24 protein-coding genes and 1 pseudogene are annotated in these 26632 nt (G+C 60.8%); 12 read left to right on the forward strand and 13 right to left on the reverse strand.

Annotated elements, in window-relative coordinates; genetic code table 11:
• Positions 1 to 315: pseudogene (locus tag RMR13_RS10085) on the forward strand (IS4 family transposase); the annotation flags it as partial.
• A 166-nt stretch (positions 316 to 481) separates the two neighbouring features.
• Here RMR13_RS10085 and RMR13_RS10090 read toward each other — a convergent pair.
• From RMR13_RS10090 to RMR13_RS10105, 4 genes are all read right to left on the reverse strand, one after another.
• Positions 482 to 2530 (reverse strand): methyl-accepting chemotaxis protein, encoded by a 2049-nt coding sequence (locus RMR13_RS10090; protein ID WP_310600506.1) that lies wholly within the window; start codon positions 2528 to 2530, stop codon positions 482 to 484.
• A gap of 405 nt (positions 2531 to 2935) precedes the next feature.
• Entirely contained in the window at positions 2936 to 3685 is a 750-nt protein-coding gene (gene tatC / locus RMR13_RS10095) for a twin-arginine translocase subunit TatC (protein WP_310600507.1), read from the reverse strand.
• On the reverse strand, positions 3682 to 4143 hold the full coding sequence (locus tag RMR13_RS10100; RefSeq protein WP_310600508.1) for a twin-arginine translocase TatA/TatE family subunit: 462 nt from the start codon (positions 4141 to 4143) through the stop codon (positions 3682 to 3684). Before RMR13_RS10100 ends, tatC begins: the two co-directional genes overlap by 4 nt.
• 84 nt (positions 4144 to 4227) lie before the next feature.
• Positions 4228 to 4581 carry a nitrous oxide-stimulated promoter family protein gene (locus RMR13_RS10105; protein WP_310600509.1) on the reverse strand — a complete coding sequence of 118 codons (354 nt, stop codon included), beginning with the start codon at positions 4579 to 4581 and terminating at the stop codon, positions 4228 to 4230.
• 433 nt (positions 4582 to 5014) lie between these two features.
• Here RMR13_RS10105 and nrfH point away from each other — a divergent pair, with 433 nt between their 5' ends.
• The 11 genes from nrfH (at position 5015) to glyS (ending at position 15457) form a co-directional block, all read left to right on the forward strand.
• Complete coding sequence (nrfH, locus tag RMR13_RS10110; protein ID WP_310600510.1) at positions 5015 to 5527, forward strand: cytochrome c nitrite reductase small subunit; 513 nt, start codon at positions 5015 to 5017, stop codon at positions 5525 to 5527.
• 23 nt (positions 5528 to 5550) lie between these two features.
• Positions 5551 to 7050, forward strand: coding sequence for an ammonia-forming cytochrome c nitrite reductase (gene nrfA / locus RMR13_RS10115; protein ID WP_310600511.1), 1500 nt, complete (start codon positions 5551 to 5553; stop codon positions 7048 to 7050).
• Positions 7051 to 7311: 261 nt separating this feature from the next.
• On the forward strand, positions 7312 to 8616 hold the full coding sequence (locus RMR13_RS10120; RefSeq protein ID WP_310600512.1) for an adenylosuccinate synthase: 1305 nt from the start codon (positions 7312 to 7314) through the stop codon (positions 8614 to 8616).
• A 172-nt stretch (positions 8617 to 8788) separates the two neighbouring features.
• Positions 8789 to 9055: a DNA-directed RNA polymerase subunit omega gene (gene rpoZ / locus RMR13_RS10125; protein ID WP_310600513.1), complete on the forward strand. Its 267-nt coding sequence runs from the start codon at positions 8789 to 8791 to the stop codon at positions 9053 to 9055.
• 23 nt (positions 9056 to 9078) lie between these two features.
• Entirely contained in the window at positions 9079 to 10233 is a 1155-nt protein-coding gene (gene dnaJ, locus RMR13_RS10130; RefSeq protein ID WP_310600514.1) for a molecular chaperone DnaJ, read from the forward strand.
• Entirely contained in the window at positions 10226 to 10759 is a 534-nt protein-coding gene (moaC, locus tag RMR13_RS10135) for a cyclic pyranopterin monophosphate synthase MoaC (protein WP_310600515.1), read from the forward strand. Before dnaJ ends, moaC begins: the two co-directional genes overlap by 8 nt.
• Before the next feature lie 2 nt (positions 10760 to 10761).
• Entirely contained in the window at positions 10762 to 11124 is a 363-nt protein-coding gene (dksA, locus tag RMR13_RS10140; RefSeq protein WP_310600516.1) for an RNA polymerase-binding protein DksA, read from the forward strand.
• An 8-nt stretch (positions 11125 to 11132) separates the two neighbouring features.
• On the forward strand, positions 11133 to 12131 hold the full coding sequence (gene galT, locus RMR13_RS10145) for a galactose-1-phosphate uridylyltransferase (RefSeq protein WP_310600517.1): 999 nt from the start codon (positions 11133 to 11135) through the stop codon (positions 12129 to 12131).
• A gap of 9 nt (positions 12132 to 12140) precedes the next feature.
• The gene (locus RMR13_RS10150) at positions 12141 to 12497 is read left to right on the forward strand and encodes a response regulator (protein ID WP_310600518.1); all 357 of its coding nucleotides are present in this window, start codon (positions 12141 to 12143) and stop codon (positions 12495 to 12497) included.
• Between the two features lie 75 nt (positions 12498 to 12572).
• Positions 12573 to 13379, forward strand: a complete 807-nt coding sequence (locus tag RMR13_RS10155) for a GTP cyclohydrolase, FolE2/MptA family (protein ID WP_310600519.1) — start codon at positions 12573 to 12575, stop codon at positions 13377 to 13379.
• Complete coding sequence (gene glyS / locus RMR13_RS10160) at positions 13376 to 15457, forward strand: glycine--tRNA ligase subunit beta (RefSeq protein ID WP_310600520.1); 2082 nt, start codon at positions 13376 to 13378, stop codon at positions 15455 to 15457. Before RMR13_RS10155 ends, glyS begins: the two co-directional genes overlap by 4 nt.
• Positions 15458 to 15564: 107 nt before the next feature.
• Here glyS and RMR13_RS10165 read toward each other — a convergent pair whose 3' ends face one another.
• The 9 genes from RMR13_RS10165 to RMR13_RS10205 form a co-directional block, all read right to left on the reverse strand.
• Positions 15565 to 15963: a cytochrome c3 family protein gene (locus tag RMR13_RS10165; protein ID WP_310600521.1), complete on the reverse strand. Its 399-nt coding sequence runs from the start codon at positions 15961 to 15963 to the stop codon at positions 15565 to 15567.
• 156 nt (positions 15964 to 16119) lie between these two features.
• Positions 16120 to 16974: a c-type cytochrome biogenesis protein CcsB gene (gene ccsB, locus RMR13_RS10170; RefSeq protein WP_310600522.1), complete on the reverse strand. Its 855-nt coding sequence runs from the start codon at positions 16972 to 16974 to the stop codon at positions 16120 to 16122.
• A gap of 44 nt (positions 16975 to 17018) precedes the next feature.
• Positions 17019 to 18380: a cytochrome c biogenesis protein ResB gene (locus RMR13_RS10175; protein WP_310600523.1), complete on the reverse strand. Its 1362-nt coding sequence runs from the start codon at positions 18378 to 18380 to the stop codon at positions 17019 to 17021.
• A gap of 133 nt (positions 18381 to 18513) precedes the next feature.
• A complete protein-coding gene (locus tag RMR13_RS10180) occupies positions 18514 to 19776 on the reverse strand; it encodes a lactate racemase domain-containing protein (RefSeq protein WP_310600524.1) in 1263 nt (420 codons plus the stop codon).
• Positions 19773 to 21029 carry a (Fe-S)-binding protein gene (locus RMR13_RS10185; protein WP_310600525.1) on the reverse strand — a complete coding sequence of 419 codons (1257 nt, stop codon included), beginning with the start codon at positions 21027 to 21029 and terminating at the stop codon, positions 19773 to 19775. The genes RMR13_RS10180 and RMR13_RS10185 overlap by 4 nt, the downstream gene beginning before the upstream one ends.
• On the reverse strand, positions 21022 to 22455 hold the full coding sequence (locus RMR13_RS10190) for an FAD-linked oxidase C-terminal domain-containing protein (protein WP_310600526.1): 1434 nt from the start codon (positions 22453 to 22455) through the stop codon (positions 21022 to 21024). Before RMR13_RS10190 ends, RMR13_RS10185 begins: the two co-directional genes overlap by 8 nt.
• A gap of 24 nt (positions 22456 to 22479) precedes the next feature.
• On the reverse strand, positions 22480 to 24645 hold the full coding sequence (locus RMR13_RS10195) for a hypothetical protein (RefSeq protein WP_310600527.1): 2166 nt from the start codon (positions 24643 to 24645) through the stop codon (positions 22480 to 22482).
• Positions 24646 to 24707: 62 nt separating this feature from the next.
• Positions 24708 to 25343 (reverse strand): pyridoxamine 5'-phosphate oxidase, encoded by a 636-nt coding sequence (pdxH, locus tag RMR13_RS10200; RefSeq protein WP_310600528.1) that lies wholly within the window; start codon positions 25341 to 25343, stop codon positions 24708 to 24710.
• A 327-nt stretch (positions 25344 to 25670) separates the two neighbouring features.
• Positions 25671 to 26495: a Sir2 family NAD-dependent protein deacetylase gene (locus tag RMR13_RS10205; RefSeq protein WP_310600529.1), complete on the reverse strand. Its 825-nt coding sequence runs from the start codon at positions 26493 to 26495 to the stop codon at positions 25671 to 25673.
• Positions 26496 to 26632 lie beyond the last annotated feature (137 nt).

A 26632-nucleotide genomic window follows, 5' to 3' on the forward strand; every position in this document is an offset into this window, starting at 1 on the left:
TTTGACGGTATCATCGGCCATATCACCCTTGTCATGAGCCGCTATGTGTTTCTGGCTTTCGAGCAACGCTGTCATGACGATCCCCGCACCCTTGGCTCGCTCTTTTACGCCTGCAGTGAAGAGCAGCAGGATTTGAACCTGGCCGAAGCCATGCAACGGCTGCTCAGCCTCGCCCTGGACAAAGTCAGAATTGCCGGCCTCATCACCGAAGGTGCAGTGCTGGCCCTTGTTGATACAGTCATGGACTTTGCCGTTGATATCCTGCAAACAGGGAAAAGGTTAGCCCGCAGTACAAACATAATAACGGTTAGTTAACTCAACTCAGAAACTTGAGTGTCGTGAAAAAGGAGGCTTGATGGACAACGTACAATGGTTAAGCCACGAGAAATGGGAACGCATGTTTGGTTGGTCATCTTCATTTGCCAAAAAAAAGGGAGGGCCCCAAAGGACCCTCCCTTAACACTTCGATGGCCTGGCTCACTCAGGTCTTGAATTGGGTCATCATGTCTTTGAGCCGGTCAGCGATGTTGGCGAGTTCCTCGGCACTCACCTTGACCTGAGTGCTCGCCTGGTTGATTTCATTGGCACTGGTATTGACCGCCGCAATATCCGAGGCGATCCCGGCGACGACGGTCGTGCTTTGGGCGAGGTTTTCGTTGACCTCGAGGATTCCCTGAGAAGCCTGATGCACATTCTCGGCGATTTCCCTGGTGGTGGCAGTCTGTTCTTCCACTGCCGCAGCAATGGTGGCGACAATTTTATCGACATCGGCGATAACCTGGCCGATTTCGTTGATCTCGCGCACCGTGATGCCGGTCGCCTCCTGAACCCCCTCGATCTTGTTCTTGATGTCAAGGGTAGCTGACGCCGTTTGTCGTGCCAGCTCCTTTATTTCGTTGGCGACCACGGCAAACCCCTTGCCGGCTTCACCGGCCCTGGCCGCCTCGATGGTGGCGTTAAGCGCCAACAGGTTGGTCTGCTCGGAGATTTCGGTAATGGTTTCGGTGACCTTGTTGATTTCGTCCGCCGCTTTACCGAGTTCGTTGACCCGATCCGAAGCGGTGCGCGATTGCCGGACCGCCATGGTGGTGATTTCCTTGGCCTTGCCGGAATTGCCGGCGATTTCCTTGATGGTGACGTTCATTTCCTCGGCGGCCGAAGCTACCATGTTGACATTGACCGAGGCCTGTTCCATGGCGGCGGCGATCGTATTCTGGTTGTTGCTCATTTCCTCGGCCGAGGCGGCCACCTGGCCTGAGCGGCCGGCGGTCGACGACGCACCGGCTGCCATTTGGTTGGCTATGGCGGCCAATTGGGTCGAAGATTCGTCCACCCGCACCACACCGTCATTGATATCGCCGAACATCCGCCGCAGATTGGAGGCCATTTCATTGAGCGATCCGGCCAGAATGCCGATTTCGTCCTTCTGGTTGACATCCATGGTCCGGGTCATGTCGCCATTGGCCATGGCCTTGGCCAGATCGACTCCCTTGAACAGCGGTTTGGTGATCAGGCCGGTCAGCATTAGGCCGGAGAAGGCTGCGAGCGCGACGCCAATCGCCAGACAGACGATGGTGACCAGGCGGCCTCGACTGGCTATCGTGTGGGCGTCCGCAACATTCATGTCGGCATTGGCGCCGACAGCTTTCACCATCTTGTCGATCGCGGCAAAGGTGTTGGCCTGGTGGGTGGCCCCCTCCTGCAGCAGCAGGGTATTCATCCTGGCGAATTTTTCGTTGGCGGTGATGACTATCTCGCCCATTTTCTCGATCATGGTGGAGAGCTGTTCGGACGTGGGGATAAGTTGCTTTTCGTAGAGCTCCTTGACCTGGTTGGTCTGGCCGTTGCTCACTTGGGTTTTGATTTCACCGACCAGCCGGTGCAATTGGGCGTGCACGGGCTTCAGGCCGTTGACCAGAGAGACCATGTCCGAATTGGTGGTGTCCATATCTTTCATCCATGCGCCCAAGGCACAACCGGAGTCATTGGTGCCTCCTTCGAAGGGAGTATTTGCCAGAAGCAGTTTGCCGACATTGGCGAGCAGGGCGTTATGATCGGTCAAAAAGGTCGATATGTGCGCTCTCATGACTTCCGGCTGGGTCATGTCCATGGCGATCAGTTCCTTGGACAGGTTGACCGCCTGGTTGTTGACCTGGGCCCATTTGCCAATATGAGTGTTGAATTCTTGCCATTCGGGCTTGATGCTGTCCATGATCGGCAGTTTGCTGAATGCATCCTTGGCGGCGCCATAGATCTTGCGGGATTCGAGCAGCTGTTGGTGCGAGAATTCGCGTTGTTCCTTTGTGGAGTAGGGGGTCAGCAGGGTGCGCATCAGGGCGGCGATGGTGGCTGCCTCGCTTTTGACGATTAAGATGTTCTCCACCGCAGGCAGTCCTTCCTTGCCCAACTGATTCGACTCCTGGGCGAGCTCGCCTTGCTGGGCAATGGAAAGCAGGCCAACCACGAGCACCAGGACTGCCGAAAGGAGGAATCCGCCAAGGAGCTTGACGCCGATCTTGATGTTTTTCATTCTGTTATCCCTTGGAAATCAATTGATAAATTAAAACAATTCTATAAGTAAAAATCCTTATTGGTATTATCGGGAAACGGTTTGGCGGTGTCAAGGTCGAAAAGAAAAAACGTCTGGGCGGCAACAGCGGCTTGGGAAATGTGTGCCATTCTGTTCGGCTGAGTCAGGGACGATAGAAGGTACATTTCGTGGGAGTGCTGCCTGTCAATGGCGCAAGCGGATGGCAGGGGGCACGGGTGCGGCCGGGAAGAGGGGGCGAAAGGATGAGCCTGACGATGCGGACGACAGGCGAGTGCGGAAAAACCACTGGCCGGGTAACGAGTCGCGTGCGATTGTCGTTTGCGGCTGCGGTTGCACCGCGCGCACCGTCTGCGCATCAGGGAACAGGCGTAACTGCGTCAGCTGTCAGGGCGCGGTTGTCTGGTCGGGCAGGGGATTGCGCCGGGAGCCGAAAATGCGGCAAGCCACGATACCGGCTTCGTACAGGGCGAAAAGGGGCAGGGCAAGCAGGACGGTGGCGGTGATCTCTCCGGTGGTCAGCAAAAAGGAGAGCACCGCGATGGCGATATAAAACGGGATGCGTTTTTGACGAAAATGGTCGCTCTTGAGCAGGCCGGCCCGGGTGGCCATCACCATGAGGAAGGGGATCTCGAAGGCAATGCCGAAGGCCAGCGCCATGCGGGCGGTAAAGGTGAGGTACAGGCCGAGCTTGAGCATCGGCTGCAAGGTGGGTGAGGCGTAACTCATGAAAAAATGGAGCATCCGGGGTAGGGCGACGAAAAAGGCGAATGCGGCACCGGCCAGGAAAAGCAGCGAGGCCCAGAGGACAATGGTCCGCACCGTCCGTTTTTCGCGCTCAAGGAGTCCCGGGGCGATGAAAAGCCATATCTGGTACAGCAGGTAGGGAAAGGCGGCGGCCACGCCAACCAGCAGGGACAGCTTGAGATAGCTGAGAAAGGCGTCGGTGAGTTTGGTGTAGACCAGCTTGCCCATCTGCGGATAGGCAAGATAAAGAGGCCGTATGCACCATGCCGCCAGTTCGTCCTTGCAAAGATAGGCCACGATGCTGGTCAGCAGCACCGCGACACAGCAGCGGATGAGCCGGCCGCGCAGCTCCGCCTGGTGGGGAGCGAACTGTTCCAGGGCCTCGATCATGACGCCTGGCTGTTCTCTCCGGCCGGTTTATGCGCAGCCTCGGTCGGTTCGGCGGAAGGTTGCCGCTCTTCTTGTTTGTCGGTGGCCGGTGACTGGTCCATCGGATCGTCCTGGTCGGCCAATTCGGCCGCTATGGCCCGGGCTTCGGGTTCCACGTCGATGATCGGCTCCTCTTTGTCCGCTTGCGCGGCAGGCCCGGCCGCCGGCCGCCATTCCGCCATGTCGGTGTCGATCAATTTGGTCCGCAGTTCGTCGGCGGTTTGATGCAGGTCGCGCCGGATGGTGTTGAGGGCATCGTCTTCCTGGGTCAGGTTCTCCTTGACCTGATTGAGCGTTTTTTTCATTTCCATCAGGCCCTTTGCCAACGAGCGGGCCAAACCGGGCAGTTTGTCCGGACCGACCACGATCAAGGCCACAGCAAGGATGACGATCATTTCCGGGAGGCCTATTCCAAACATGGCAAGCACCAGGGGGGGTGAGTTTGACGGGGTGGCTGGCAAGCCGTTGCAAACGAAAAAGTCTACGGGATTTGATTCGAGGTGTCAAGCGGGGCCGGAATCCTTCTTGCTGCGGGGCGAGCGTAGGCCGTCAAGCAGGTGGAGCAGGGCGAGCACGGGGTGGGTGGAGATCAGGCGGCGGCCGCTGTGGAGCATCACCGTGCGGATCTGTGCTCGCCGGTCAGGGGCGTAGCAGTGGATCGGACATTTGCCGCAGGTGGATTTGCGTTCCTGGAAAGGACAATGGCGCAGCCGTTTCAGGGCATAGGCGAGCAGCTGGCAACATGCATTGCATTGCTCGGGCGCCTTGCCGTGATGGTCCCGGCAATATCGGCGGATCATGAGTTCCACGGTGCGGGCCTCGCGTCGCATCCGCCGCGAGGAAAAGGTGTCTGGCATCGGTTTTCGTGAAAAGAGGGGTCGGGTCAATCTGGACGAGTGGGACTACTGTACCACAAATGTCCAAATCAAACACCGACAATGCACGCAAGGGAGGCCTGGTTGCGCGAGTGTTACCAAAAGGAAGCGGCTGGCTAGCGCCGATGTTACCCGATCGTAGCGCCTGTCGGCGTGCGGCGGGGTCCATGGGGTTGAAGTTGCCGCATTGTCTTGCCTGGTACGCTGTTTGCTTTTATTATGATGTCGGCGATGGATGGGCAAGGGGAGCGCAAGGAGCCCGTCACGGCCGGAGGGAGTGAACGCACTTAAGGTGGCGGATAGAGAAAAGGAGGAGAGGTATGAGACCGGAGAGAAGAATTGGAAGGAGGCGTGCCGGGCTATCCGGCAAAAGATTGTGCAGTGCAACCGGGAAAAGGGGGCGACAGGATTGCCTATGAAGTATGCCGCCATTTTCGCAGTGATCGTGACGCTGGGCGTTTTCGCCAATTTGGTCCACGAGTCCAAGATGCTGTCCTATTTGTCGAGCGACCCCCGCGCCTGCATCAACTGCCACACTATGACCACCCACTATGCCACCTGGGAGCACAGTTCCCACCGGAACCGGGCAACCTGCGTGGACTGCCACCTGCCGCGCGATACTTTCGTCAATAAAATGCTGGCCAAGGCCCAGGACGGATACCACCATTCCGTGGCCATGACCTTCAAGACGTACGGGCCCAATCTGCGGATCAGCAGCGATGCCGCCAAGCGGATTCAAAACAATTGCATCGCCTGCCACCAGAAAACCGTCTCTCAGATGATGGCCAACAGCGCCCTGTACGAGAAGGCAGCCGACAGCACGGTGCAGATGGGACGGCGCTGCTGGGACTGCCACCGGGGCCTGCCCCATGGCACCATGCGCAACCTGTCGGCAACGCAGAATAATTTCAGCGTCAAGGTAGACTAAGGATTTTAACCAGGAGAATATACATGAAGAAATCGTCCGTTGTTTTCGCACTTTGCGTGCTCGCCACCGTCCCGATGGTGCTGCTGACCGTCTCCATCCGGGAGAACAAGGCCGAGCAGCAGGCCATGAACGCAGTCCCACCCATCAAGCCCGGCGAAACGCGATCCTCCGAATGGGGCAAGTATTATCCCCGCCAGTACGACACCTACATGCAGACGAAAAAGAGCGACGAGATCACCGACGTCCTCAAGCAGGATCCCGCGCTGGTGGTCATGTGGGCCGGCTATCCCTTCTCCAAGGACTACAACAAGCCCCGGGGACACTATTACGCCCTGGAGGACAACATTAACACCCTGCGCACCGGCGCGCCGGTGGACAACAAGACCGGTCCTCTGCCCACGGCCTGCTGGACCTGCAAGTCCCCGGACGTGCCCCGGTTGATCAAACGGGACGGCGAGATGGAGTTCTTCACCGGCAAATGGGCGAAATATGGCGATGAAGTGGTCAATACCATTGGCTGCGGCGACTGTCACGACAGCACCACCATGAAGCTGACCCTGACCCGCGATTACCTCAAGCGGGGCCTGGATGCCGAAGGCAGTCTGAAAACCGCCGACGTCACCCATCAGGACATGCGCTCTTTGGTTTGTGCGCAATGCCACGCCGAATATTACTTCAAGAAGACCGAATGGGACGACAAGGGGGAGAAGAAGACCGCCATGGTGGTCACCTATCCCTGGAACAAGGGAATGTCGGCCGAAAACATGGAAGAATACTATGACAGCTACGGCTTTTCCGACTGGACCCATCCCTTGAGCAAAACCCCGATGCTCAAGGCGCAGCATCCCGATTACGAAACCTTTGTCACCGGCGTCCACAGCCGCAACGGCCTGTCCTGCGCCGATTGCCACATGCCCTATGTGCAGGAAGGCGGTGTCAAGTTCACCAGCCACAAGGTCGGCAGCCCGCTTGACAACATCGCCAACACCTGCCTGAACTGCCACCAGGGCACTGAAAAGGAATTCCGCGCGACCGTTGAGAGAAAATTGGCCAGGAAGGATGAGTTGGCCAAAATGGCAACCGACATCCTGGCCAAGGCCCATCTGGAAGCTGCCAAGGCTTGGAGCCTCGGCGCGACCGAGGAGGAAATGAAGCCGGTCCTGCAGGACATCCGTCACGGCCAATGGCGCTGGGATTACGCTGTTGCCGGTCACGGCGCCTTTTTCCACGCACCGGAGGAAACCCTGCGGGTTTTGGCGGGCGCAATCAACAAGGGACAGGATGCCCGGGTGAAACTGCGGGTGGTTCTGGCCAAACACAACGCCGCCGATTATGTCGCCCCGGATTTTTCCACCAAGGAAAAAGCCCAAGCCCTCATCGGCATGGATTTCGCCAAACTGGTCGAGGAGAAAAAGACCTTCCTCAACACCCTTAAGCAGGAATGGTTCAAGAAGAGCGAGGCCAAGGGGCTGTACGATCCCGCCTCCCGCAAGGACATGATGCTCAAGACCTCGTACAACTAAACCGTTACTTCCTCTTTTCTTGACCGCTCCCGGTCCGCCCGCATAATATCGGGCGGGCCGGGAGTTTTTTTGTTTTCGGCCAATTGGTCCCGAGTGGCACCCGGCCAGCCACCGGCCCCGTTTTTCTCCTGTTTGACTTTTCGCACTTTTTCTGCTAGATAAACAAGGTTTGGTTGGTGCCCGGTCAGTTTTCCGTCCATGCCTCAAGTGGGTGGCGTCAACGCGGTACCTGTATGTATCTATTCAATATATGGAGAGAACATGGCCAGTGTGGTGGTGGTCGGCACCCAATGGGGTGATGAAGGCAAAGGGAAAATCGTCGATCTCCTGACCCGGTATGCGGACTTTGTCGTCCGTTTCCAGGGCGGAAACAATGCCGGCCACACCTTGGTGGTGGATGGGAAGCAATATATCTTTCACATCATTCCATCCGGTATCCTCTATAAGGACAAGACCTGCGTCATCGGCAACGGGGTGATCATCGACCCCGGCGTGCTGCTCAAGGAAATGGCCAACCTGGCTGAAAAAGGCATGACGGTCACCCCGAAGCAGCTGTTGATCAGCGCCAACGCCCATTTGATCATGCCCTATCATCAGCGGCTGGACGTGGCCCGCGAAAATGCCCTGGCCAAGGGAAAGAAGATCGGCACCACCGGTCGGGGCATCGGCCCCTGCTATATGGACAAGGTCGGACGGGTCGGCGTGAAGGTCGGCGATCTGCTCGATATGAGCCTATTTGCCGATAAGCTCCAGGCCGCGGTGGAGGAAAAGAATTTCGTCCTCACCCGGCAGTTTGGCGCCCAGCCGTTGGAATATGCCGCCATTATCGATCAATTCGAAAGCTATGCCGCCCAGTTGGCCCCTTTTGTCGGCAACGTGTCGGTGGCATTGGATCAAGCGCGCAAGGCGGGCAAGAATATTCTGTTCGAGGGCGCCCAGGGGACCCATCTCGACATCGACCACGGCACCTATCCTTTTGTCACCTCCTCCAACACCATTGCCGGCAACGCCTGCATCGGCTCCGGATTCGGGCCGGCGCATATCGACGAGGTGATCGGCATCCTCAAGGCGTATACCACCAGAGTCGGCGAGGGACCGTTTCCGACCGAGTTGCCTGAAGGGGACGTCATTGGCGACGCCCTCCAGCAGAAGGGCCACGAGTACGGCGCGACCACGGGCCGCCGCCGCCGTTGCGGCTGGTTTGACGCGGTGGTGGCCAACGATGCCGTCCGCCTCAACGGCTTGACCGGTTTTGCGGTGACCAAGCTCGATGTCCTCTCCGGCCTGAAAAAGCTGAAGATCGCGACCAGCTACCGGGTGGAAGGCGTGCCGTACGGCTACATGCCGGACAATATCCGTAAGGCGCGGATGGCCGAACCGGTATACGAAGAGATGGACGGTTGGGACGCCGAGTTGCCGAATATCCGTTCCTACGAGGATCTGCCCGCCCAGGCCAAGGCCTATCTCAAACGCCTGGAAGACCTGACCGGCGTGGCTCCGGCAATTGTATCCGTCGGACCGGACCGCGAGGAAACGCTTTTGCTGCGCAATCCTTTTGCCGGCTGAGATCGCAAGATCAAGGCCGCGGGTCTTGTCAAATTTCCTATCGTGATTATTACAAAATCGTCTTGATGCTCACCGGGACAATGCGTGCGCAGCGGCGACGGAGTATCAGAACGTTTCAATTTCCCGGAGCAAATGCGGACTCCGGGATTTTTATTCCATGGAGGCATAGAACATGGCGCGTATAACTGTTGAGGATTGCCTGACAAAGGTAGGTGACGACAATCGATTTGCCCTGATCCACCTGGCGGTGGAACGGATTCGGCAGCATCGTAAGGGCGAGCCTTTTCTTGTCACCGGCAAGAACAAGGAAATTGTCATGACCCTCCGCGAGATCGCCGCCGGCAAGGTCACCTTTGACAACATCCATGAACTTCCCAAGCAACGCAAGGCGGAGAAGGCGGCGGAGGCGGTTGCCGAAGAGGACATCGTCGAAGAATAGCCGCGACGAGTGTGGAATAGACCATGAGCAAGAGCTATTACGAGATACTCGGCATCGGCAAGGATGCCTCTGCCGAGGCCATCAAGAAGGCCTACCGCAAGCTGGCCATGCAGTATCACCCTGACCGCAATCAGGGCAATGCCGAGGCCGAGGAAAAATTCAAGGAGGCCGCCGAGGCGTACGAAGTCCTCAGCGATGTGCAGAAGCGGCGCATCTACGACACCTACGGCAAGGAAGGACTGCGCAGCAGCGGCTATAACGGTCCGGGAAGCAGCGAGGACATCTTTTCGCACATCAACGATCTGTTCGGCGATCTGTTCGGCTTCGGCGGCGGCCGGGCCCGGCGGCACGATCCCAACGCCCCGGTTCAGGGCGAGGATCTGCGCTACGATATCCGCATTTCGTTCATGGAAGCGGTGCACGGCGTCAACCGGCAGGTGGAAGTCTCCAAGCGGGAAACCTGCTGGACCTGCGAGGGATCGGGGGCTCGGCCGGGACATCGGCCGCAGACCTGTCCGATGTGCCAGGGCCGCGGCCAGGTGATCCGTTCCCAAGGGTTTTTCCAGGTTTCCACCACCTGTCCGCGCTGCCAAGGCACGGGCCAGGTGATTACCGATCCCTGCGCCGATTGCCAGGGTGACGGGCTGGTCAACCGAAGCAAGAAGGTCAACATCCGCATCCCGGCGGGTGTGGACACCGGCTCCAGGATGCGCTTGGCCGGCGAAGGGGAAGGCGGCCGCCGCGGCGGGCCTTCCGGCGACCTGTACGTGGTCATCCATGTCGACGAGCACGAGCATTTCCAGCGCGACGGGCAGACCGTCTACCTCAGGCTGCCGTTGTCGATGGTGCGGGCCACGCTTGGTTGCGAGGCCGATGTCCCCACCATCCACGGAAGCGCGAAACTGAAAATTCCCGCCGGCACCCAGTCCGGCGAGCGATTCGTCCTTCGGGGAGAAGGCGTGCCCAGTTTGCGCGGCGGCGGCAAGGGCGACATGGTGGTCGAGGTTCAGGTTCTAACCCCCACCAAGCTGAGCAAGGAACAAAAAGAGTTGCTCCGTAGGTTCGACGAATTGAGCAAGGAACAGGAGGAGGAAGGCTTTTTTGCCCGTCTTTTCCACGGCCACCTCGGCAAACAGAAGAAAAAGAACGAGGAGCGGGAAAAGGTCGCCAATGGTTGATCAGTTTACCCACTTCGATGCCAGCGGCAAGGCCCGCATGGTCGATGTCGGCGGCAAGGATGCAACGGAGCGCCGAGCGACCGCCGCCGGCACGATCTCCATGTCCCGCCAGGCCTACGACATGGTTCGCGCCGGCACGGTCAAAAAAGGCGATGTGCTCGGCGTGGCCCGGATCGCCGGCATCATGGCGGCCAAGAAGGTGGATCAGTTGATTCCCCTGTGCCATCCCCTGGCGATTACCGGGGTGGAGATCGATTTTTCCTATGACGATGCCCGTTGCGCCATTGAAATCAGGGCAACGGTTGCAATAACCGGCCGGACCGGAGTGGAAATGGAGGCCCTGACGGCGGTGTCGATTGCGGCGCTGACCATTTATGATATGTGTAAGGCGGTCGACAAGACCATGGTGATGTCGGATATTCGGCTACTGCGGAAAAGTGGCGGCAAGAGCGGACTGTTTGTCAGTCCCGCTGCCGCATGCTATACTAATGATGCAGAACACGAGAACCACCTTGTTGGAGAATAGCGATGGATGAACAGGAGTTATTGCGTTTCAAAGAGCAGCTTGAGGCGATGAAAGCGGAAATAACCACCGATGTCGAACAGACTCTGACCGACATGACCAAGGCCTCCGGCAACATCCCCGACCCCAACGACCGGGCCAGCATGGAATCGGATCGGAGCTTCGAGCTGCGAATCCGCGGCCGGGAACGGAAATTGATGGACAAGATCGAAGAAGCCCTGGCCCGAATCGAAGACGGCAGCTACGGTGTCTGCGCCGGCTGCGGTTGCGATATCGCGGTTAAACGGCTTGAGGCCCGGCCTGTGGCCAAATACTGCATCGACTGTAAATCCCGGCAGGAGCAGCGTGAAAAAGAACAGGGAAGATAGGCGGTTGTATGCCTGAATTACGTAAGGATCCGATTCTAGGCCGCTGGATCATCATTGCCCAGGAGCGGGGCAAGCGGCCGACCGATTTTTTGGTCGAGGAATACAAGGTCAAGGGCGGGTTTTGCCCGCTCTGTCCCGGCAACGAAAAGACGACTCCCGACGAGGTGCTGGCCTATGGCCGGGACTGGGGCTATCCCAATACCCCGGGCTGGAATTTGCGGGTTGTCCCCAACAAGTACCCGGCTCTGGTCATCGAGGGCGAGCTCGACAAGCAGGGCGAAGGGTTGTACGACCGGATGAACGGTATCGGCGCCCACGAGGTGATCGTCGAAAGTCCGAACCATCAAGACCGGTTTTCCCATCTGCCGCCGAACCTCATGCTCCTCACCTTTCAGGCCTTTCGCGAGCGCATCCGCGACCTGGCCAAGGACAATCGATTCAACTACGTGGTGGTGTTCAAGAATTTCGGCAAGGCCGCCGGCGCCTCGCTCGAACACTCCCATTCCCAGTTGGTGGCGTTGCCCATCCTGCCCCGGATGGTGATCTCCGAGCTCGAAGGCAGCCTCTCCTATTACAAGTACAAGGACCGCTGTATTTTTTGCGACATCATCCGCCAGGAGTTGCAGCAAAAGGTGCGTCTGGTGTGCGAAAACGAGTTGTTCGTCACCCTGACCCCCTTTGCGCCGCGTTCGCCGTTCGAGATGTGGATTTTACCCAAGCGGCATGAATCCTCTTATATCGAACAGGACGACAACTCGCTGGCCAAGCTGGCCGAAATTTTTTCCGAAACCCTGCGCCGGCTCGATGCCTGTATCCCCCATGTCCCGTATAATTTCGTGCTCCATACCCAGCCTCTCCGTTCCGGTCCGCTGGAATATTACCACTGGCATTTCGAGATCGTTCCCAAATTGACGTCCATTGCGGGTTTCGAGTGGGGAACCGGCTTCTACATCAATCCCATGCCGCCGGAAGAGACCTGCCGCTATCTCCGCGAGGTGACACTGTAGGAGGACATTGTGGAAAAGAAACGTATTTTACTGGTCGACGACGAGGAAAGCATCCAGCTGCTCTATCGTGAGGAGTTCGAGGAAGAGGGCTACATCGTGGATTCGGCCCGCGACGGTGCCGAGGCCCTGGCGAAGTTCAAGGAGAACCCGCCCGACCTGGTACTACTGGATATCAACATGCCGGGCATGAACGGCATCGAGGTCCTGCGGCAGATGAAGGAAATGCGGGCGTCGCTGCCCATCATCCTGAACTCTGCCTATCAGGAATACAAACAGGATTTCGGCAGTTGGGCCTCGGAGGCCTATGTGGTCAAGTCGGCCGACATGGACGAACTCAAGGCCACGGTCCGCAAATACATCGGCTGAACCGGACGGCATTCGGCGGCAGCGATCCTGCCCGGCCGAGTGCCGCCGTCCCCCGCACAACCCGCCCATCGTTGCATGAAGGATATCCAGAGTCTCCACGATTCCAGACGGATCAATATCCGCAAGGTGGGCGTCAAATCGATCTCCTATCCGATCATCGTCCTTGACCGGGCCAGTGCCACCCAGCAAACCCTGGCCCGGGTCAACATGTACGTCAACCTGCCGCATCGGTTCAAGGGCACCCACATGAGCCGGTTTGTCGAGATTCTCAATCGGTTCCACGGTCAATTCAACATCAAGACCTGCCACCTCATTCTCGAGGAAATGAAGCGGCGTCTGGAAGCCGAGTCGGCCCACCTGGAGATCGAATTTCCCTTTTTCCTCGCGACCGGCTCGGGTGAACAGGAACCCGGCATGGCACGGTACGATTGCCGCCTGCACGGCACCCTGGCCCGGATCTTCGACCTCGTGGTCGAAGTCGACGTTCCGGTCGCGCTGTCTAGCTGCGGCGGTTCGGGCCAGGCTCCCGGAGGCATTTGGGGTGGCGTCACCGCGGCTGTCCGCATGAAGCGCTTTCTCTGGATCGAGGACCTGATCGCCCTGATCCGCCAGGAGACCGCCCCCGGGACGGAGCAGGTGGAAACCGTGGAATCCCTCTGTTGCCGGATCGGAGACGCCCTGCGGGCAACCGGTTCGTTTCATTGGTATAAAATTGTTGTGAAAAACATATCCAGCGGGTATTCAACGTTTGCTTCTTCCGAGTGGCCCGAGAGCGCGCCGAACCGGGCGGATGGCCTTGAAGAAGCGTGGTATTCCGACGGCGCTCCTGCCGCCGTTTGCCTTTCTCATGTTCAACAAACCATCAAGAGCGGACCGCGATGAGTGAACTTCTTTTTGAAATCGGGACAGAAGAAATTCCGGCTGGATACATTCAGCCTGCCCTGGAGGTGTTGGCCGCCGAGGCGGCCAGGAAGCTGAACGACCTGGAACTGGCCTTCGAGTCGATCCGCAGTTTCGGCACACCCAGGCGTCTGGCCCTGGCCATCACGGGTCTGCAATCGCGCCAGGCGGATCGGCGCCAGGAACATATCGGTCCGTCGAAAAAAGCCGGGTTCGACGCCAACGGCAACCTGACCAAGGCCGCCGAGGGCTTTGCCCGGTCGCGCGGTTTGGAGCCCGGACAGCTGCAGGTGGTCACGACCCCAAAGGGCGAGTACCTGATGGCGGTGGAAGATGTCAAGGGCCAGGAAACGGCAATGCTGCTGCCCGCCCTGCTGGAATCCCTCGTCCGGGAGCTGGTGTTCCCGAAATCGATGCACTGGGCCGGCTACAGCATGACCTTTGCCCGCCCCATCCAATGGCTGCTGGCCCTGTACGACGGCGCGGTGGTGCCCATGGCCTTCGAGGGGCTGACCAGCGGAACAACCACCCGGGGACACCGGTTCATGGCCCCGGAGGAAGTCGAGATCAGCGGCATCGATTCCTACCTGACCGCTCTGGCGGGCCGCTTTGTCATCGTGGAACCAGCGGAACGGCGGGCCAAGGTGGTGGAGGAAGTCCGGCGGGCGGTGAGCGAAAGGGCCGGCGCCCAGGGAGCGCAGCCGGTGCTGCACGAAGGGTTGCTCGACACGGTGACCAATCTGGTCGAATGTCCCTGTGCGATCTGTGGCAGCTTTGATCGCAAATTCCTGCAACTGCCCCAGGAAGCCCTGGTGACTTCGATGCGTGAGCATCAGAAATATTTCCCGGTCATCGGGCCCGACGGCAAGCTCCTGCCCCTGTTCGTGGCGGTGAACAATACCCGGATCGCGGACCAAGCCCTGGCCGCCAGCGGCCACGAGCGGGTCCTGCGCGCCCGGCTCGAGGACGGCTTGTTTTTCTTCAACGAAGACCGCAAGCGCCCCCTGGCTGACCGGTGCCAGGAGCTGCACGGCATTGTTTTCCAGAACAAGCTGGGGACCATGCAGGCCAAAAGCAAGCGACTGGCCGCGTTGGCCGGGCTGCTGGCCGATCGGATCGCGCCTGAACTGCGCGACGATGCCGTCCGCGCCGCCCACCTGGCCAAGGCCGATCTGCTCACCACCATGGTGGGTGAGTTTCCTTCGCTCCAGGGAATCATGGGCCGGGTGTACGGACTCCATGACGGGGAAAAACCGGCGGTGGCCCAGGCCATCGAGGAACATTACCTGCCGATCCGGGCCGGTGGCGAAGTGCCGCAATCCCTTCTGGGCGCCCTGGTCGGGATCGCCGACCGCCTTGATACCCTGGTTGGATGCTTTGCCATCGGTGAAAAACCCACCGGCAACAAGGATGCCTTTGGCCTCAGAAGGCAGGCAATCGGGCTGATCAGTCTGTTGCGCGGTTTGCAGATCTCGCTCTCGCTGGAGGCCGTTGCCACCGCCGCCCTGGCCGGTTATGCCGGGGTGATCGAGCAGAAGCCCGAGGTGGTCAGCGAAGTGGTCCATTTCATCCGCCTGCGTTTTGAAAACGAGCAGATTGCCACCGGCCTGTCCCAGGAGTTGGTGGAAGCGGCCACCTCGGTCGCCTTCGACGATCCGGTCGACTGCCTGCGGAGGATCGAGGCCCTCAATCAGATCCGCGGCCAGGAAAATTTTGGGATATTGGCCGGCTCCTTCAAGCGGATTCGCAACATCATCAAGGATAACCGCACGACCGGAATCGACGAGGCACTTTTGAGCGAGCCGGCCGAAAAAGAGTTGTTCGCCGCTTTAACGGCGGTGCGGGGCAAGGCCTTGCCGCTGCTCGAGCAACGGGCCTATCAGCCGGCCCTGCTGGCGATGCTGGAAATCAAGAATCCGGTGGACCGCTTCTTCGATGCCGTGATGGTCATGGCCGAGAATGCCTCTGTCCGCCAGAACCGCTTGAACCTGCTGACCGCCTTGGGCGAGTTGATTCTCCGGGTGGGCGACATTTCCCGGATGCACGTGGAAAAAGAGTAGCCGCCGCACGCACCAGTGCCCCACACTCTGTGGGGAAAACGAAAAAGGCTGCCCCCCTTACGGGACAGCCTTTTTTGTTTCTACGGCCCAAGGACTCGTTCTGTCAGCTATTTCTTGTGACAGACAACGCACTTGACGAGATCGGGGTTGTTCTTGCGGTGGCAGCCCTGACAGAGGGCGTGGGCGGCGTTTTTGAAGGAAGCCAGTTTTTCGGGCATCTCGGCCTTGCTGTTGTGGCAGGATTCGCATTTTTCAATTTTTTGCCCCTCGGTGTAGGAAAGCCGTTTCCCCTCCGCGGTCTTGCCGTGGTGGCAGGTCTTGCATTCCAACCGGGCCTGATGGGCGCCATGCGGAAAATAGGCCGGTTTTTCCGGTTTCGCCGCATCGATGGTCGACTGCAGGACGAGATCCGGTGCTCCCTTGTCCACCCCGGTGTTGCCCATCGACATGGAAGAGGGGATACAGCAGAATGCCACGAAAACGCCGTATATCAGCGTTTTTTTCATGACCAACCTCCTTCTGGTTTGGCGTTCGCGTTTTGGTTGTGAAATGAAAGCTCGTATGCTCTGCGGACGTTATAGGTGACGGCCGAAGGATTGTCAAGGCAGAGGGGAAAATTCTCTTGCCGCTCACCGCGCTCAAGCCGCCGGCAGGCCGTTCACTCAAGCCGAACCGTAGCTGTGGAGACCCGACAGGAAGAAATTCACCCCGAAATACGTGAAAAAGACCGCGACAAACCCGAGCATCGCCAGCCAGGCGATCCGCCGGCCCCGCCATCCTCTGGTGAAACGGGCATGCAGGGTCAGGGCATAGAGGAACCAGGTGATGATCGACCAGGTTTCCTTCGGGTCCCAACTCCAGTAGGTACCCCAGGCTTCGTTGGCCCAGACCGCCCCGGTGATGATTCCAGCCGAAAGCCACATGAATCCGAAGACAATGGTTTTGTAGGTCAAATCGTCGATCACCGGCAGCGCCGGCAAGGCGTCGACCAGGCTCCGGTTGTGGTGCTGCGGCTTGCTTTCCGCCGATTGCTTGAGGAGATACATCAAGCCCAGAGCGCCGGCCACGGCAAATGCGGCATAGCCGATGAAGCAGGTCACCACGTGGGCGATCAGCCAATTCGACTGCAGGGCGGGGATAAGGGGGGAGATTCGGGAATCGATCCGGTCGGCAAACGAAGCGTAAGCCATGGCCACGGCCACGCAAGGCATGACGAAGGCCCCCATGATCCGCGTCTTGAAGCGATATTCCAGCGCCAGGTAGAAGCATGAGGTACACCAGGCGAAGAACACCAGCGACTCGTACATGTTGGTCAAGGGAGCGTGGCCGACCCCCATCTGGTACGACTCGTGCCAGCGCAAGCCGATGGCCACGGTCTGGGCGCAGGTGCCGGCCAGTGCCAGCGACATGCCGATCAAGCCGAATCGCTCTGTCTTGAAGAGAAAAAGGCCAAGGTAAAAAGCGGCGGCCAGAATATAGGCGATCATGGCGATGCCGAAAAGTTGCGAGCTGTCCATAGGCACTTTCCGTTACGGGGCGGGAGGTTGGCAGAGGAGGAGATTTATTTGATCTCGTTGTCTAACTTACTGATTAATTGAAGAAAATATTTTTCAAAGCCTACCCTGTTTTTGTTGGCGTCGCCAGCAAAAAGAAGGCGGCAGCCTTTTTCTTCCGGCTGGACAAGTACATAGATCCTCCGATGCGACAGGAAGAAGGCGATGTACAGGCCCACCAGCATGAGCAGGCAGCCTCCGTAAACCAGATCGACGCCCGGATCCTTGGTTGCCTGCAGACCGGTGGCGTAACGCTGGCGGATGGTCAGGAGGTAGGTGCCGGAAGGGCGCTCGATGGCGGCCTCCTGGTCGACATGGACCCAGAAGACGGACGGCTCGCCCTGGCCGTCGGTGAACCAGATTTTCAACTGGCGCGTCACCTCGCCCTGGCGTTCCCGGTTGATGATGCCGTAGCTGACTCCGCCCTCGGGCCAGTCGATCTGCTGGGCCACGGGGATGCGAACGGTGGTCTCGGCGCTGCCGTCCTTTTTCTTCAAGGTCGCCTGATAGTCCTGATAGGGTTGGTAGCTTGACTGGTAGAAGGTGACCCCCTTGTAAGTCAGCGGCTTGTTGACTTCGATCTCGGTGGTTTGCACCGGCGTGCCGTGTTCGAGCACCGTGACCTTGGAACGGTAGGTCTTGGGCATGCCGTTGTCGTAATAGGCGATGCTGAAGTCGTCGCAGTGCAGGGAAAAGCCGAGATCGAGACGCTCGTTTCCCTTGTGGGCGTAGACATGATCGGTTTGTTCGCCTTCCGGCAGCATGACCGATCCCTTGAAGGCAAACAGCGGGTCGCCAAAGACCTTGTGCGCCACCGCCGACGAGCCGAGCAGGGCACCGGTCAGGATGACCAGGATCGAACAATGGACCACGTACAGGCCGAATCGGCTCCATTTACCTTTCTCCGCGCCATAGATTCGGCCCGTATCCGCCGCTCCCTCCTTGGCACGCCAGCCGTTCCGCTTCAGCAGCGCCGCCACCTGGCCGGTGACCGCCGGCATTTCCCCGGCAAGATGGAGTTCGCTGCGCAGTGGAAATTTTTCCAGTTGCTCGGGGCTGACGGCCAGGACATCCCGGCGAAACTGCCGAATCGCCTGGGGGATGCGCTCGATGCTGCACACGATCAGGTTGAGCGCGAAAAGCGACAGCAGGCCGAGAAACCACCAGGAAGTGTACATGTCCGGGATGTCGAGCAGCTGAAAGAATCGGGCCGTCTTGAAGCCGTATCGCTCGACATAGAAGGCAAAGGGATTGTTCTGGGGCACAATGGTGCCGACGATCGAGGTGCTGGCCAGGAGAAAGAGCAGAAACAAGGCCAGCTGGACAGAGGCGAATAACTCGAAGAGGGCGTTCTTTTTTTGGGTGGTCATGGGATGCAACGAAAAATGCTGTGCAGAATGAGCGGTGATGCCCGGAAAAAGATCGGTTCAGGAGGTCGAGCGTTTTACTTATCACGAACGGTGCGCCCCTGGCAACCGGCAATCGACGCCAAGGGTGAAAAGGTCACTCTGTGGGAGTGTTCCTGTCCAGCTGCCCACGGATTAGCATCGAGGCGTTGGGCAGGACGGCCAGGGTCTCGGCGGCCATGATCCGGCGTTGCACGTGCTCCAGGCCGATCTTTGCCATGCCGAGCCGGCGGCAGAGCGCGCTTTCGAGCGCGGTGACCAGCTCGATGCGGATGCGGGCGGTCTTGGCCATCAGGGCCAGGGCGGTGCCGCCGTTGCCACTGTAGTGTTGCGCCAGGTGCCGGAAGGCCGCCAGCGGCCCGCCCATCTCGAAGTAGGGGAGAAAGGTGGCGGAACCGAGGCCGTCGACGCATTCGGCCAGCAGGATCAAGCTGCCGCCGTCGCGGACAAAGGCGGCGGCGTTGTCGATGGCCTTGTGCGACTGAATCAGGTTGATATCCTTGGGAAAACCTCCTGCCGACGCCACCACCAGATCGTAGGGACGGGCGATGGCCAGGCGGTAGAGCGCGTCATGTTCCCGGCAGGCGGCGAGGAAGTCGGCGGAATTCGCGCCGAAGCGGTAGGCCGCGACTTCGCCCCGGCTGTCCAGCAAACCGTGGATGGACAGGTAGGGCGGTAGCAGACGGTCGGCCTCGGCCAAATCCTCGGCCAACGGGTTGCCTGTCATTTGGCCGGGACGGCAGCCGGCGGCCAGGCTGTTGTGCCGGCGGTCGAGAAAAAGGCGATGGTTGGCGTAGATCGACTCCCGCTCGCCCAGGCCGGGAAAGAGGAGTTTGCGGCCGCCGCCGAAACCGGCGAAGTAGTGGTGGGAAATGGCGCCGACGGTTACGATCAGCCCGGCCTCGACCAGGTCGGAACGGATGCGGACCGGTGTCCCCCGGCTGGTGCGCCCCAACTCCGCAAACCGGGTCGGCGTCGAGCAGTGGTGGTGGACAAAGGGAAACTCCGCATAGATCGGACCGTAGGCGGCCAGCGATTCGGCCTCGCTCTGCGGCGCATGGGTGCCATAGGCGATGTAAAAGGCGATGCGAGAGCGCTCTGCGCCCTGCTCGCGGAGGACTTCGACCAGCCACGGCAGAATCGTGGGATAGCCGCAAAGCCGGGTTTTGTCGGCCACGACGACGGCAATGGGACCGGAAGGCAGGGGCTGCGGCAGCAAGCGGCCAAACCCGGTGCGAAAGGCGGCGCGGTCGGTCTCTGCTACCGGTTCGCGGGGGTTCAGGATATCGGCGTGCGCCGGCACGGCACAGTCGAGCCGGTCACGGCCGTAGCGCAGGCAAAGGGTGCGGGCCGCTCTCATGCCGGCGGTTCGGTCAGGGCCTGCTGGATCAACTCCAGGGTATGCACGGCCTTGATGGCCAGCCCGGCCCGGTCGATGATATCCTGGAGTTGCAGGATGCAGCCGGGGCAGCCGCTGGCGACCACGGTGGCGCCGCTGGCCCGGAGGCCGGCCAGTTTGCGGTCGCCGATCGCCCGGCTCAGGTCGGGATGGGCGGCGGTGAAGGTCCCGCCCAGGCCGCAGCAGAGGCCGGCATCCTCCATCTCGACCAAATCCGCCTGCGGCAGGGCGCCGAGCAGGGCGCGCGGTTCGCGGGTGATGCCGGCCGTGCGTAAATGGCAGGGGTCGTGATAGGCGACCCGGAGGCGGTGCGGCCATTTCGGCAGGGCCGTCAGTTGGTCGACCAGTCCTTGCCGCTGGAGAAAGACGTGGATATCGACCAGTTCGGCCACCGGCGCCTGTCCCGTTTCCTCGGCATAGGCGGCGAGCATGCCTCGGCAGGAGGCGCAGGCGGTGAGGATGCAGTCCAGGTCGCGTCCGGCAAAGGCGCCGATATTCGCCTCGGCCAGGGTGGCGACCAGGGGGCCGTTGCCCGAGGAGAGCGCGGGCATACCGCAGCAGCCCTGGGACCGGGGCAGATGCACCGAGCAGCCGAGGCGGTGCGGCAGGCGGGCCAGGATTTCCCCGACCTGGGGATACAGGTAGGTCAGGGCGCAACCGGCAAAGATGCCGACCGTCGGTTGCGCCGGGTCGCCCTGCAAGAATGCCGGTACCCGGGCAAAGAGCGTGCGATCGGGCAGGGGCGGCAGGCTGCGGTCTTTCAAGGCAGCCGGCCCAAACCGCAGACGCAGGCCGCTGGTTGCGGGAATTTTCCGGAACAGCAGGGGCGCGAGCAGATCCGCGCCCTTGACCAGCGTGCCGAGGAGCGGCTTGGAGCCGGTAAGCGCCGCCACTCCCTTGGCCAGCGCGGTCAGGCCATGGGTGCCGGCGATCCGCCGCCGCAGGGCGGCGACAATGGCATCGGTGGGCACCCTGTTGGGACATTTGGCCACACAGGAGCCGCAGAGCAGACACAGGCCGATTTCCTCGCGCAGCCGCTCGTCCAACTCCGCCTCGCCCGCCAGCACCGCGGCCGCCAGCACGATCTTGCCCCTGGCCACCGAACCTTCCCGGCCGGTTTCCAGGTACACCGGACAGTGGGCCTGGCAGGCGCCGCAGCGCACGCATTGAGCGATCTGCTCGCCAAATTCTTCCAGTTGCTTTCCGTCAGCCATGGTCGGGTGCGGGCGGCAGGGGTGCGGCCGGAGAATCGTCGGCAACGGTCTCCGGGAAGATCTTGCCGGGATTCATGATGTTGTTGGGATCCAGGGCCCGCTTGACCGCCCGCATCGCATCCAGGGTCGGCGCATCCAGCTCCATGGCGATATAGGGCGCCTTGGCCGTACCGATCCCGTGTTCGCCGCTCACCGAACCGCCGAGTTCGACGGTGGTGCGGAAGATGTCGTCCAGCACCCGGTGCACCGTGTCCTCCATGCCCGGTTGATGGAGATCGACCATGACGTTGACATGGATATTGCCGTCGCCGGCATGGCCGAAGTTGACAATCGGCACTTTGTATTCGGTCGAAAGGGCCTCCAAGGCTCGGATCATCGCCGGCACTTGCGAGCGCGGCACGACGATGTCCTCGTTGAACTTGTGGGGGTTGAGGGCGCGCAGGCTCGGGCTGACGCTGCGCCGCACCTTCCAGATGGCTTCCGATTCCTCGGCTGTTTCGGCGGTGCGGGTCTCCAGCACCCCGAGCGGTTGGACGATGTCCAGGACTTTCCGGGCCTGATCGGCAAGCAGGGCGCGGTCGCCGTCCACCTCGACGATCAGCACCGCCCGGCATTCCAGGGGCAGATCGAGGCCGACGGTGCGGCGCACGCAGTCGATGGCCGATCCGTCCATGAATTCGAGGGTGGTGGGAATGATCTTGCCGCGGATGATGGCCGAAACCGCCTGGGCGGCGCCGTCGATGGTGGTAAAGGCCACCAGCATGGTCTTGCGGGCCTCAGGCTTGGGCAAGAGCCTGAGGGTGATTTGGGTGACAATCCCCAGGGTGCCTTCCGAGCCGACAAACAGGCGGGTCAGGTCGTAGCCCACCACGTTTTTTATGGTGCGGCCGCCGGTGCGGATGACGCTGCCGGTGGGGGTGACCACGGTCAGGCCGAGGACATAGTCCCTGGTGACCCCGTATTTGACGCAGCGCGGGCCGCCGGCGCATTCGGCGATGTTGCCGCCCAGGGTGGAAAAATCCTTGGAAGCGGGATCGGGCGGATAGAACAGCCCCAGCCGTTCCACCTCCTTTTGCAGCCGGCCGGTGACCACTCCCGGCTCAACGATGGCGATCAGGTTGTCGGTGTCGATCTCCAGGATGCGGTTCATCCGGGTGAGCACCAGGACGATGCCGCCGCGAATCGGGAGGCTGCCGCCGGTGAAACCGCTGCCCGCACCCCGGGGCAGGATCGGAATCCGCTGCTCGTTGGCCAGTTGCACGATCCGGCTGATTTCCTCGGTGTTGCCGGGATGGACCACCGCATCCGGCAGGCATTGCCGCTGGGTGGCGTCAAAGGAGTAGGTGATGCGGTCGACCGTGCCGGTGGCCAGATGTTCCGGGCCGACGATCTCCGCCAACCGCTGCAGGATATGTTCGGCCAGCATGGTTTTTCCTCGTCTTCCTTGCGCCTAGGCGCCGTTTTCCCGGGCGAGGTGCACGGTCATCTGCGGGAAGGGGATATCCCAGCCGTGGAGGTTGCAGCAATCCACCGCCCATTTGGACAGGGCGCGCTCGATGCGGCGATAGGCCGGCGCCGCCTCGCCCTTGAAATCAGCCAGGATGGCCACATCCAGCGAAGAAGCCCCGGCCTGGAGAAAATCGACCGACAGGCTGAGGCAGTTTTCGGCATAACTCTGCTCTTCCATCTTCTTCTGCAAAAAGTCCTTCATGGTCGCGAGCACGGTGGTGGTGATCTCGGCCTGCAGGGCGTAGGACAGGCCGAAAACCACCCGGAGGCTGAAGTTGCTGGACAGGTTGGCCGGCGACTTGCCGAGAAAGGTGCTCGTCTGGTAGACCGTTCTGCGGCCCCCCAGTTCGACCACTTCCACCTGTTCGTGGGAAAGGCTGACCACCTTGGCAAAGGGTTGGCCGTCGATGGCGATCCAATCGCCCCGCTTGCAGGGAAACCACGGTTCGTCGTGGTGATAGGGACGGGAGACCACGCCGATCATGCTTTCGATCGGGATGCGCAGGTACATGCCCAGCGCCGGGTTGTGCAGCTTGCAGAAGACGTTGAGCGCCTCCACCCGCCAGGGCACGCCGTTGTACATGACCCGCTCGCCTTCGCGGATCGATCCCATGTTGAGCACGATCCGGACCTGCTTCCACATCTTGGGCAGGGTCTGGCGCACCGCCCAGACCACGCCGAGCAGAAGGATGATCGCGGCGCTGAGCAAAAGCCAGTCCTCGGCGGTGTAGAGCACGAAGATCAGGCCGCCGACCGCGGCAACCATCGAGAAAATCTTGAGAAAGATATCGAGAATGCGGACATGGAAGGGCCGCTGCTCCTTGCGGGCGCCGGGAATGACGAAGAAGAGCAGGCGTGCGACCAGGCGGAAGGCCAAGAGAATGCCCGCGAAAACCAGCAGCGAGATCAGCATGAATCTGCCGCGGTCGCGGAAGAATTCCCGCACCGAATTGCCGGAGCTTTTCAGCAGCGAAACGTCCTTGTCCTCCAGTTTGGCCAGTTCCCTCTTGGCCAGGTCCAGCTTGCTGTCGAGCCGCTTTTCCACGTTCTGCCAGGCAGGCAGCAACTCGCCGAGATAGTTCTTGATGTTGCCATCTCCGGTCTCGTTGATCAGCTTGTTGAGGTGGGCCACCGCGCCGCGGGCCGTGGCCAGCTGCTGGTTGTAGTCGTTGATGGTGTCCTTGAGCTCGGTCTTCTGCCGGGCCCGGGCGGTGAGTTGCTTGAGCTCCTTTATGCTCGGTTCGAGCAGGACGGTCAGCTCGTCTTTCCAGCTGAAGCTGACCTTTTCCTTGTCGCCGAAGACCTGGGGCGAGACCCCGGTGGCGATGCGTTCGAAGTCGGCGGCGGTGTCGGCCAGCTGCTTGTCGAGCTTGCCCAGTTCCTCCTGGAGGGTCTGCTTTTCCGACTCGGAGGCGCTGGCCTTCTGTTTTTTGGCGATGGTGGCCATCTGCAGCCGGATGTTCTTCTGCAGCTCGACCAGGGAGGAAAGCATGTCCAGGGTGTCGCTGGACCGCTGCTCTTCCTCCTGCTGCATCAGTTTCTTGGACAGCATCGATTCGATGACGATCTGCGGTTCGGCTTCCTCGGGGGGCGCTTCGATGTGTTCCTGGCGGATACCGGCCAGCAGCGGCGGCGTGGCGCTCACCTGGCGGAGGGTCATGAGAAAGGGGAACATGTCGAAATAGAGCGAGGCCTGCTGCTTGACCGTCCAGGTGTCGTTGACCGCGACGGCCAGCAACAGGGGCACGTCGTTACCCAGGCCGACCTGTCGTGCGCTTTGGTGTTTGCCCCGGTGCGACGGCCGCACGTTCTTTTTGACCGGCGCAGCTTCTTCGGCGGTCGCGGCGGGAGCGGCCTCCTTGGGCCGCACAGCCGCCGGTTGCGCCCCGGCACGTTCGTCCGGCCGGACCTGTGGCTTGCCGGTTTGGAGCGGGACCGCTACCGGCGGCGTTGCGGCGGGAGCCGCCGGTGAAGGCAGCCACTCCGGCGCCTGGGCCGGTTGGGTGGTCTGTGGCGGGGGTGGGGTCAGCAGCGGCGGCGCGGTCTCGGCGACGGCGTTGAGGGCAAAGGCGAACAGGAAAACACCGGAAAAAAGGAAGTTGCGCATGGCAAGGCTCTTAGAAACGAAATGAATCGGAAAACAGCGATACGGATGCGAAGCAGGCGACATCAGGGGGCCAGACGTTCGACGGTCCAGTCCGCACCAGTGCGGCAATAGAGGAAGCGGTCATGCAGGCGGCTGGTCTGCCCCTGCCAGAACTCGATGCTGTTCGGACAGACCCGGTAGCCGCCCCAAAAATCGGGCAGGGGCACCTCGCCCTTGAGGAATCTGGTTTTCATGCGGTCGAGTTCCATCATCAGCATGTGCCGCGAAGACAGCACCGAGCTCTGCCGCGAAATCCAGGCGCCCAACTGGCTGGAGCGGGGCCGGCTGGCAAAGTAGCGGGCCGATTCGGCCATGCTGATCTTTTCGGCCCGGCCGGTGACGGTCACCTGGCGGGCCATGCCGATCCAGGGGAAGAGCAGGGCGACCCGGTTGTTTGCCGCGATCTGGCGCGCCTTGCGGCTGTGGTAATTGGTGAAGAAGACAAAGCCGTCGCGGTCGAAAATCTTGAGCAGGACGGTACGCAGGCTGGGCTGGCCCTCGGCGTCCACCGTGGCCAGGGTCATGGCATTGGGTTCGATCAGCCCGGCGGCGCAGGCCTCGTTGAACCAGGCGGTGAACTGGTCGAACGGATCGGGTGCCATCATCTCCCGAGTGAGCACCGGGTTGGTATATTCCTTGCGCAAGCCTTTGATGTCCATCGTCTCCCTCCAGGGTGCCAGCAAAATACGCTGTCCACCGCCGCAGGTCAACCCCCTTCTTGGCAAGCGCCGTGCGGGCAACTCTCGGCCAGCCGGCTGTTACCGGCCAGCCATCGCCGGTCGGCGGCGATGGGCGCGGGCATCCTGGCCCTTGATTTCCGGGGAATCGATCGATATCGATCGGCATCGAGGTGTCGGGGCTTGGTGCGCGCGGACCACCGCAAGCGATTGCCAGCGCGCGGGAAAACGCGGGGAAAAATCCTGATGCAGCAGAAAAGAGGGTGCCGGGCCGGGTACAGGAGAATCGGGGCGCCGGGTTGGGCCGCCTCAGCCGGTCGTCATGGCCGTCAGGATGGCCGGCAGGGCCGAGGCGCTGGGCTGCTGGACAAAAAAACCGCGGCCGCTGCTTTCGGCCAGGCGGGCAAAGGGATTGGTCTCGATGTTGACATCGACGATGACGCCGCCCCGCTGATGGACCTCGCTGGCCACCTGGTTGGGCAGGTTGGTGGCACCGGCGGTCCCGACCACGAGCAGCAGCGCGGTTTCCCTGGCCGCCTTGAGCGAGCTGTAGAAGTGGTAATGATACTCGTCGTAGTTTTCGTCGAACAACAGGACGTGCGGCCGGGCACGCGCGCCGCACAACGGACAGCGGAGCAGTTCGCGGTCTTGGTCGGTCAGGTGATCGTCCTTGGTTTTCGGCTGGACCGCGTGCGGGATGGGATACACCGTGCCGCTGCACTCCACCGAGCAGCGCATGTACTCGATGTTACCGTGAATCTGATAGGTCCGCTCCGGCGAGTTGCCGGCCCGGAGATGGAGCCCGTCGACATTCTGGGTGATCAGGGTGAAGCGGTTGCCAAAGCGCTGTTCCATGGCGACCAGGGCCTGGTGGCCGGGATTGGGTTCGGCGGCCCGACACACGCCCAGGCGGTACAGATACCATTTCCACACCTCGTCGGGCTGCTGGCTGAACATCCAGAAGGTGGCCATTTCCTGGGGCTGATAGACCTGCGAACCCACGGTCCAATAGCCTTCGGGGCCGCGGAACGTGGGGATGCCGCTCTCCGCCGAGATTCCGGCTCCGGTCAGGATCGTGATCCCGCCGTTCCCCAGGGCAATCTTCCGCAAAACATTGCGTACGGCGTTTTCCATGAATCATCTCCTGAAAGAGGTTGCGGCTGTGCTCCGGCGCTCGTTCTTCAGCTGGAAATGAAGAGGAACATCGCAGTGTGATATGTCGGATTATGTCCAGAAAAACAAGTTTTTCAAGGAGTTTTTTCCGGCTGCGG

Source organism: Desulfobulbus sp. (genome assembly GCF_031547805.1).
GTDB lineage: Bacteria > Desulfobacterota > Desulfobulbia > Desulfobulbales > Desulfobulbaceae > Desulfobulbus.

What these genes read in the sequence shown, in the direction of transcription:
- RMR13_RS10090 (WP_310600506.1), bottom strand. Translation starts at nt 2,530, where the DNA reads ATGAAAAACATCAAGATCGGCGTCAAGCTCCTTGGCGGATTCCTCCTT.
- tatC (WP_310600507.1), bottom strand. Translation starts at nt 3,685, where the DNA reads ATGATCGAGGCCCTGGAACAGTTCGCTCCCCACCAGGCGGAGCTGCGC.
- RMR13_RS10100 (WP_310600508.1), bottom strand. Translation starts at nt 4,143, where the DNA reads ATGTTTGGAATAGGCCTCCCGGAAATGATCGTCATCCTTGCTGTGGCC.
- RMR13_RS10105 (WP_310600509.1), bottom strand. Translation starts at nt 4,581, where the DNA reads ATGCCAGACACCTTTTCCTCGCGGCGGATGCGACGCGAGGCCCGCACC.
- nrfH (WP_310600510.1), top strand. Translation starts at nt 5,015, where the DNA reads ATGAAGTATGCCGCCATTTTCGCAGTGATCGTGACGCTGGGCGTTTTC.
- nrfA (WP_310600511.1), top strand. Translation starts at nt 5,551, where the DNA reads ATGAAGAAATCGTCCGTTGTTTTCGCACTTTGCGTGCTCGCCACCGTC.
- RMR13_RS10120 (WP_310600512.1), top strand. Translation starts at nt 7,312, where the DNA reads ATGGCCAGTGTGGTGGTGGTCGGCACCCAATGGGGTGATGAAGGCAAA.
- rpoZ (WP_310600513.1), top strand. Translation starts at nt 8,789, where the DNA reads ATGGCGCGTATAACTGTTGAGGATTGCCTGACAAAGGTAGGTGACGAC.
- dnaJ (WP_310600514.1), top strand. Translation starts at nt 9,079, where the DNA reads ATGAGCAAGAGCTATTACGAGATACTCGGCATCGGCAAGGATGCCTCT.
- moaC (WP_310600515.1), top strand. Translation starts at nt 10,226, where the DNA reads ATGGTTGATCAGTTTACCCACTTCGATGCCAGCGGCAAGGCCCGCATG.
- dksA (WP_310600516.1), top strand. Translation starts at nt 10,762, where the DNA reads ATGGATGAACAGGAGTTATTGCGTTTCAAAGAGCAGCTTGAGGCGATG.
- galT (WP_310600517.1), top strand. Translation starts at nt 11,133, where the DNA reads ATGCCTGAATTACGTAAGGATCCGATTCTAGGCCGCTGGATCATCATT.
- RMR13_RS10155 (WP_310600519.1), top strand. Translation starts at nt 12,573, where the DNA reads ATGAAGGATATCCAGAGTCTCCACGATTCCAGACGGATCAATATCCGC.
- glyS (WP_310600520.1), top strand. Translation starts at nt 13,376, where the DNA reads ATGAGTGAACTTCTTTTTGAAATCGGGACAGAAGAAATTCCGGCTGGA.
- RMR13_RS10165 (WP_310600521.1), bottom strand. Translation starts at nt 15,963, where the DNA reads ATGAAAAAAACGCTGATATACGGCGTTTTCGTGGCATTCTGCTGTATC.
- ccsB (WP_310600522.1), bottom strand. Translation starts at nt 16,974, where the DNA reads ATGGACAGCTCGCAACTTTTCGGCATCGCCATGATCGCCTATATTCTG.
- RMR13_RS10175 (WP_310600523.1), bottom strand. Translation starts at nt 18,380, where the DNA reads ATGACCACCCAAAAAAAGAACGCCCTCTTCGAGTTATTCGCCTCTGTC.
- RMR13_RS10180 (WP_310600524.1), bottom strand. Translation starts at nt 19,776, where the DNA reads ATGAGAGCGGCCCGCACCCTTTGCCTGCGCTACGGCCGTGACCGGCTC.
- RMR13_RS10185 (WP_310600525.1), bottom strand. Translation starts at nt 21,029, where the DNA reads ATGGCTGACGGAAAGCAACTGGAAGAATTTGGCGAGCAGATCGCTCAA.
- RMR13_RS10190 (WP_310600526.1), bottom strand. Translation starts at nt 22,455, where the DNA reads ATGCTGGCCGAACATATCCTGCAGCGGTTGGCGGAGATCGTCGGCCCG.
- RMR13_RS10195 (WP_310600527.1), bottom strand. Translation starts at nt 24,645, where the DNA reads ATGCGCAACTTCCTTTTTTCCGGTGTTTTCCTGTTCGCCTTTGCCCTC.
- pdxH (WP_310600528.1), bottom strand. Translation starts at nt 25,343, where the DNA reads ATGGACATCAAAGGCTTGCGCAAGGAATATACCAACCCGGTGCTCACT.
- RMR13_RS10205 (WP_310600529.1), bottom strand. Translation starts at nt 26,495, where the DNA reads ATGGAAAACGCCGTACGCAATGTTTTGCGGAAGATTGCCCTGGGGAAC.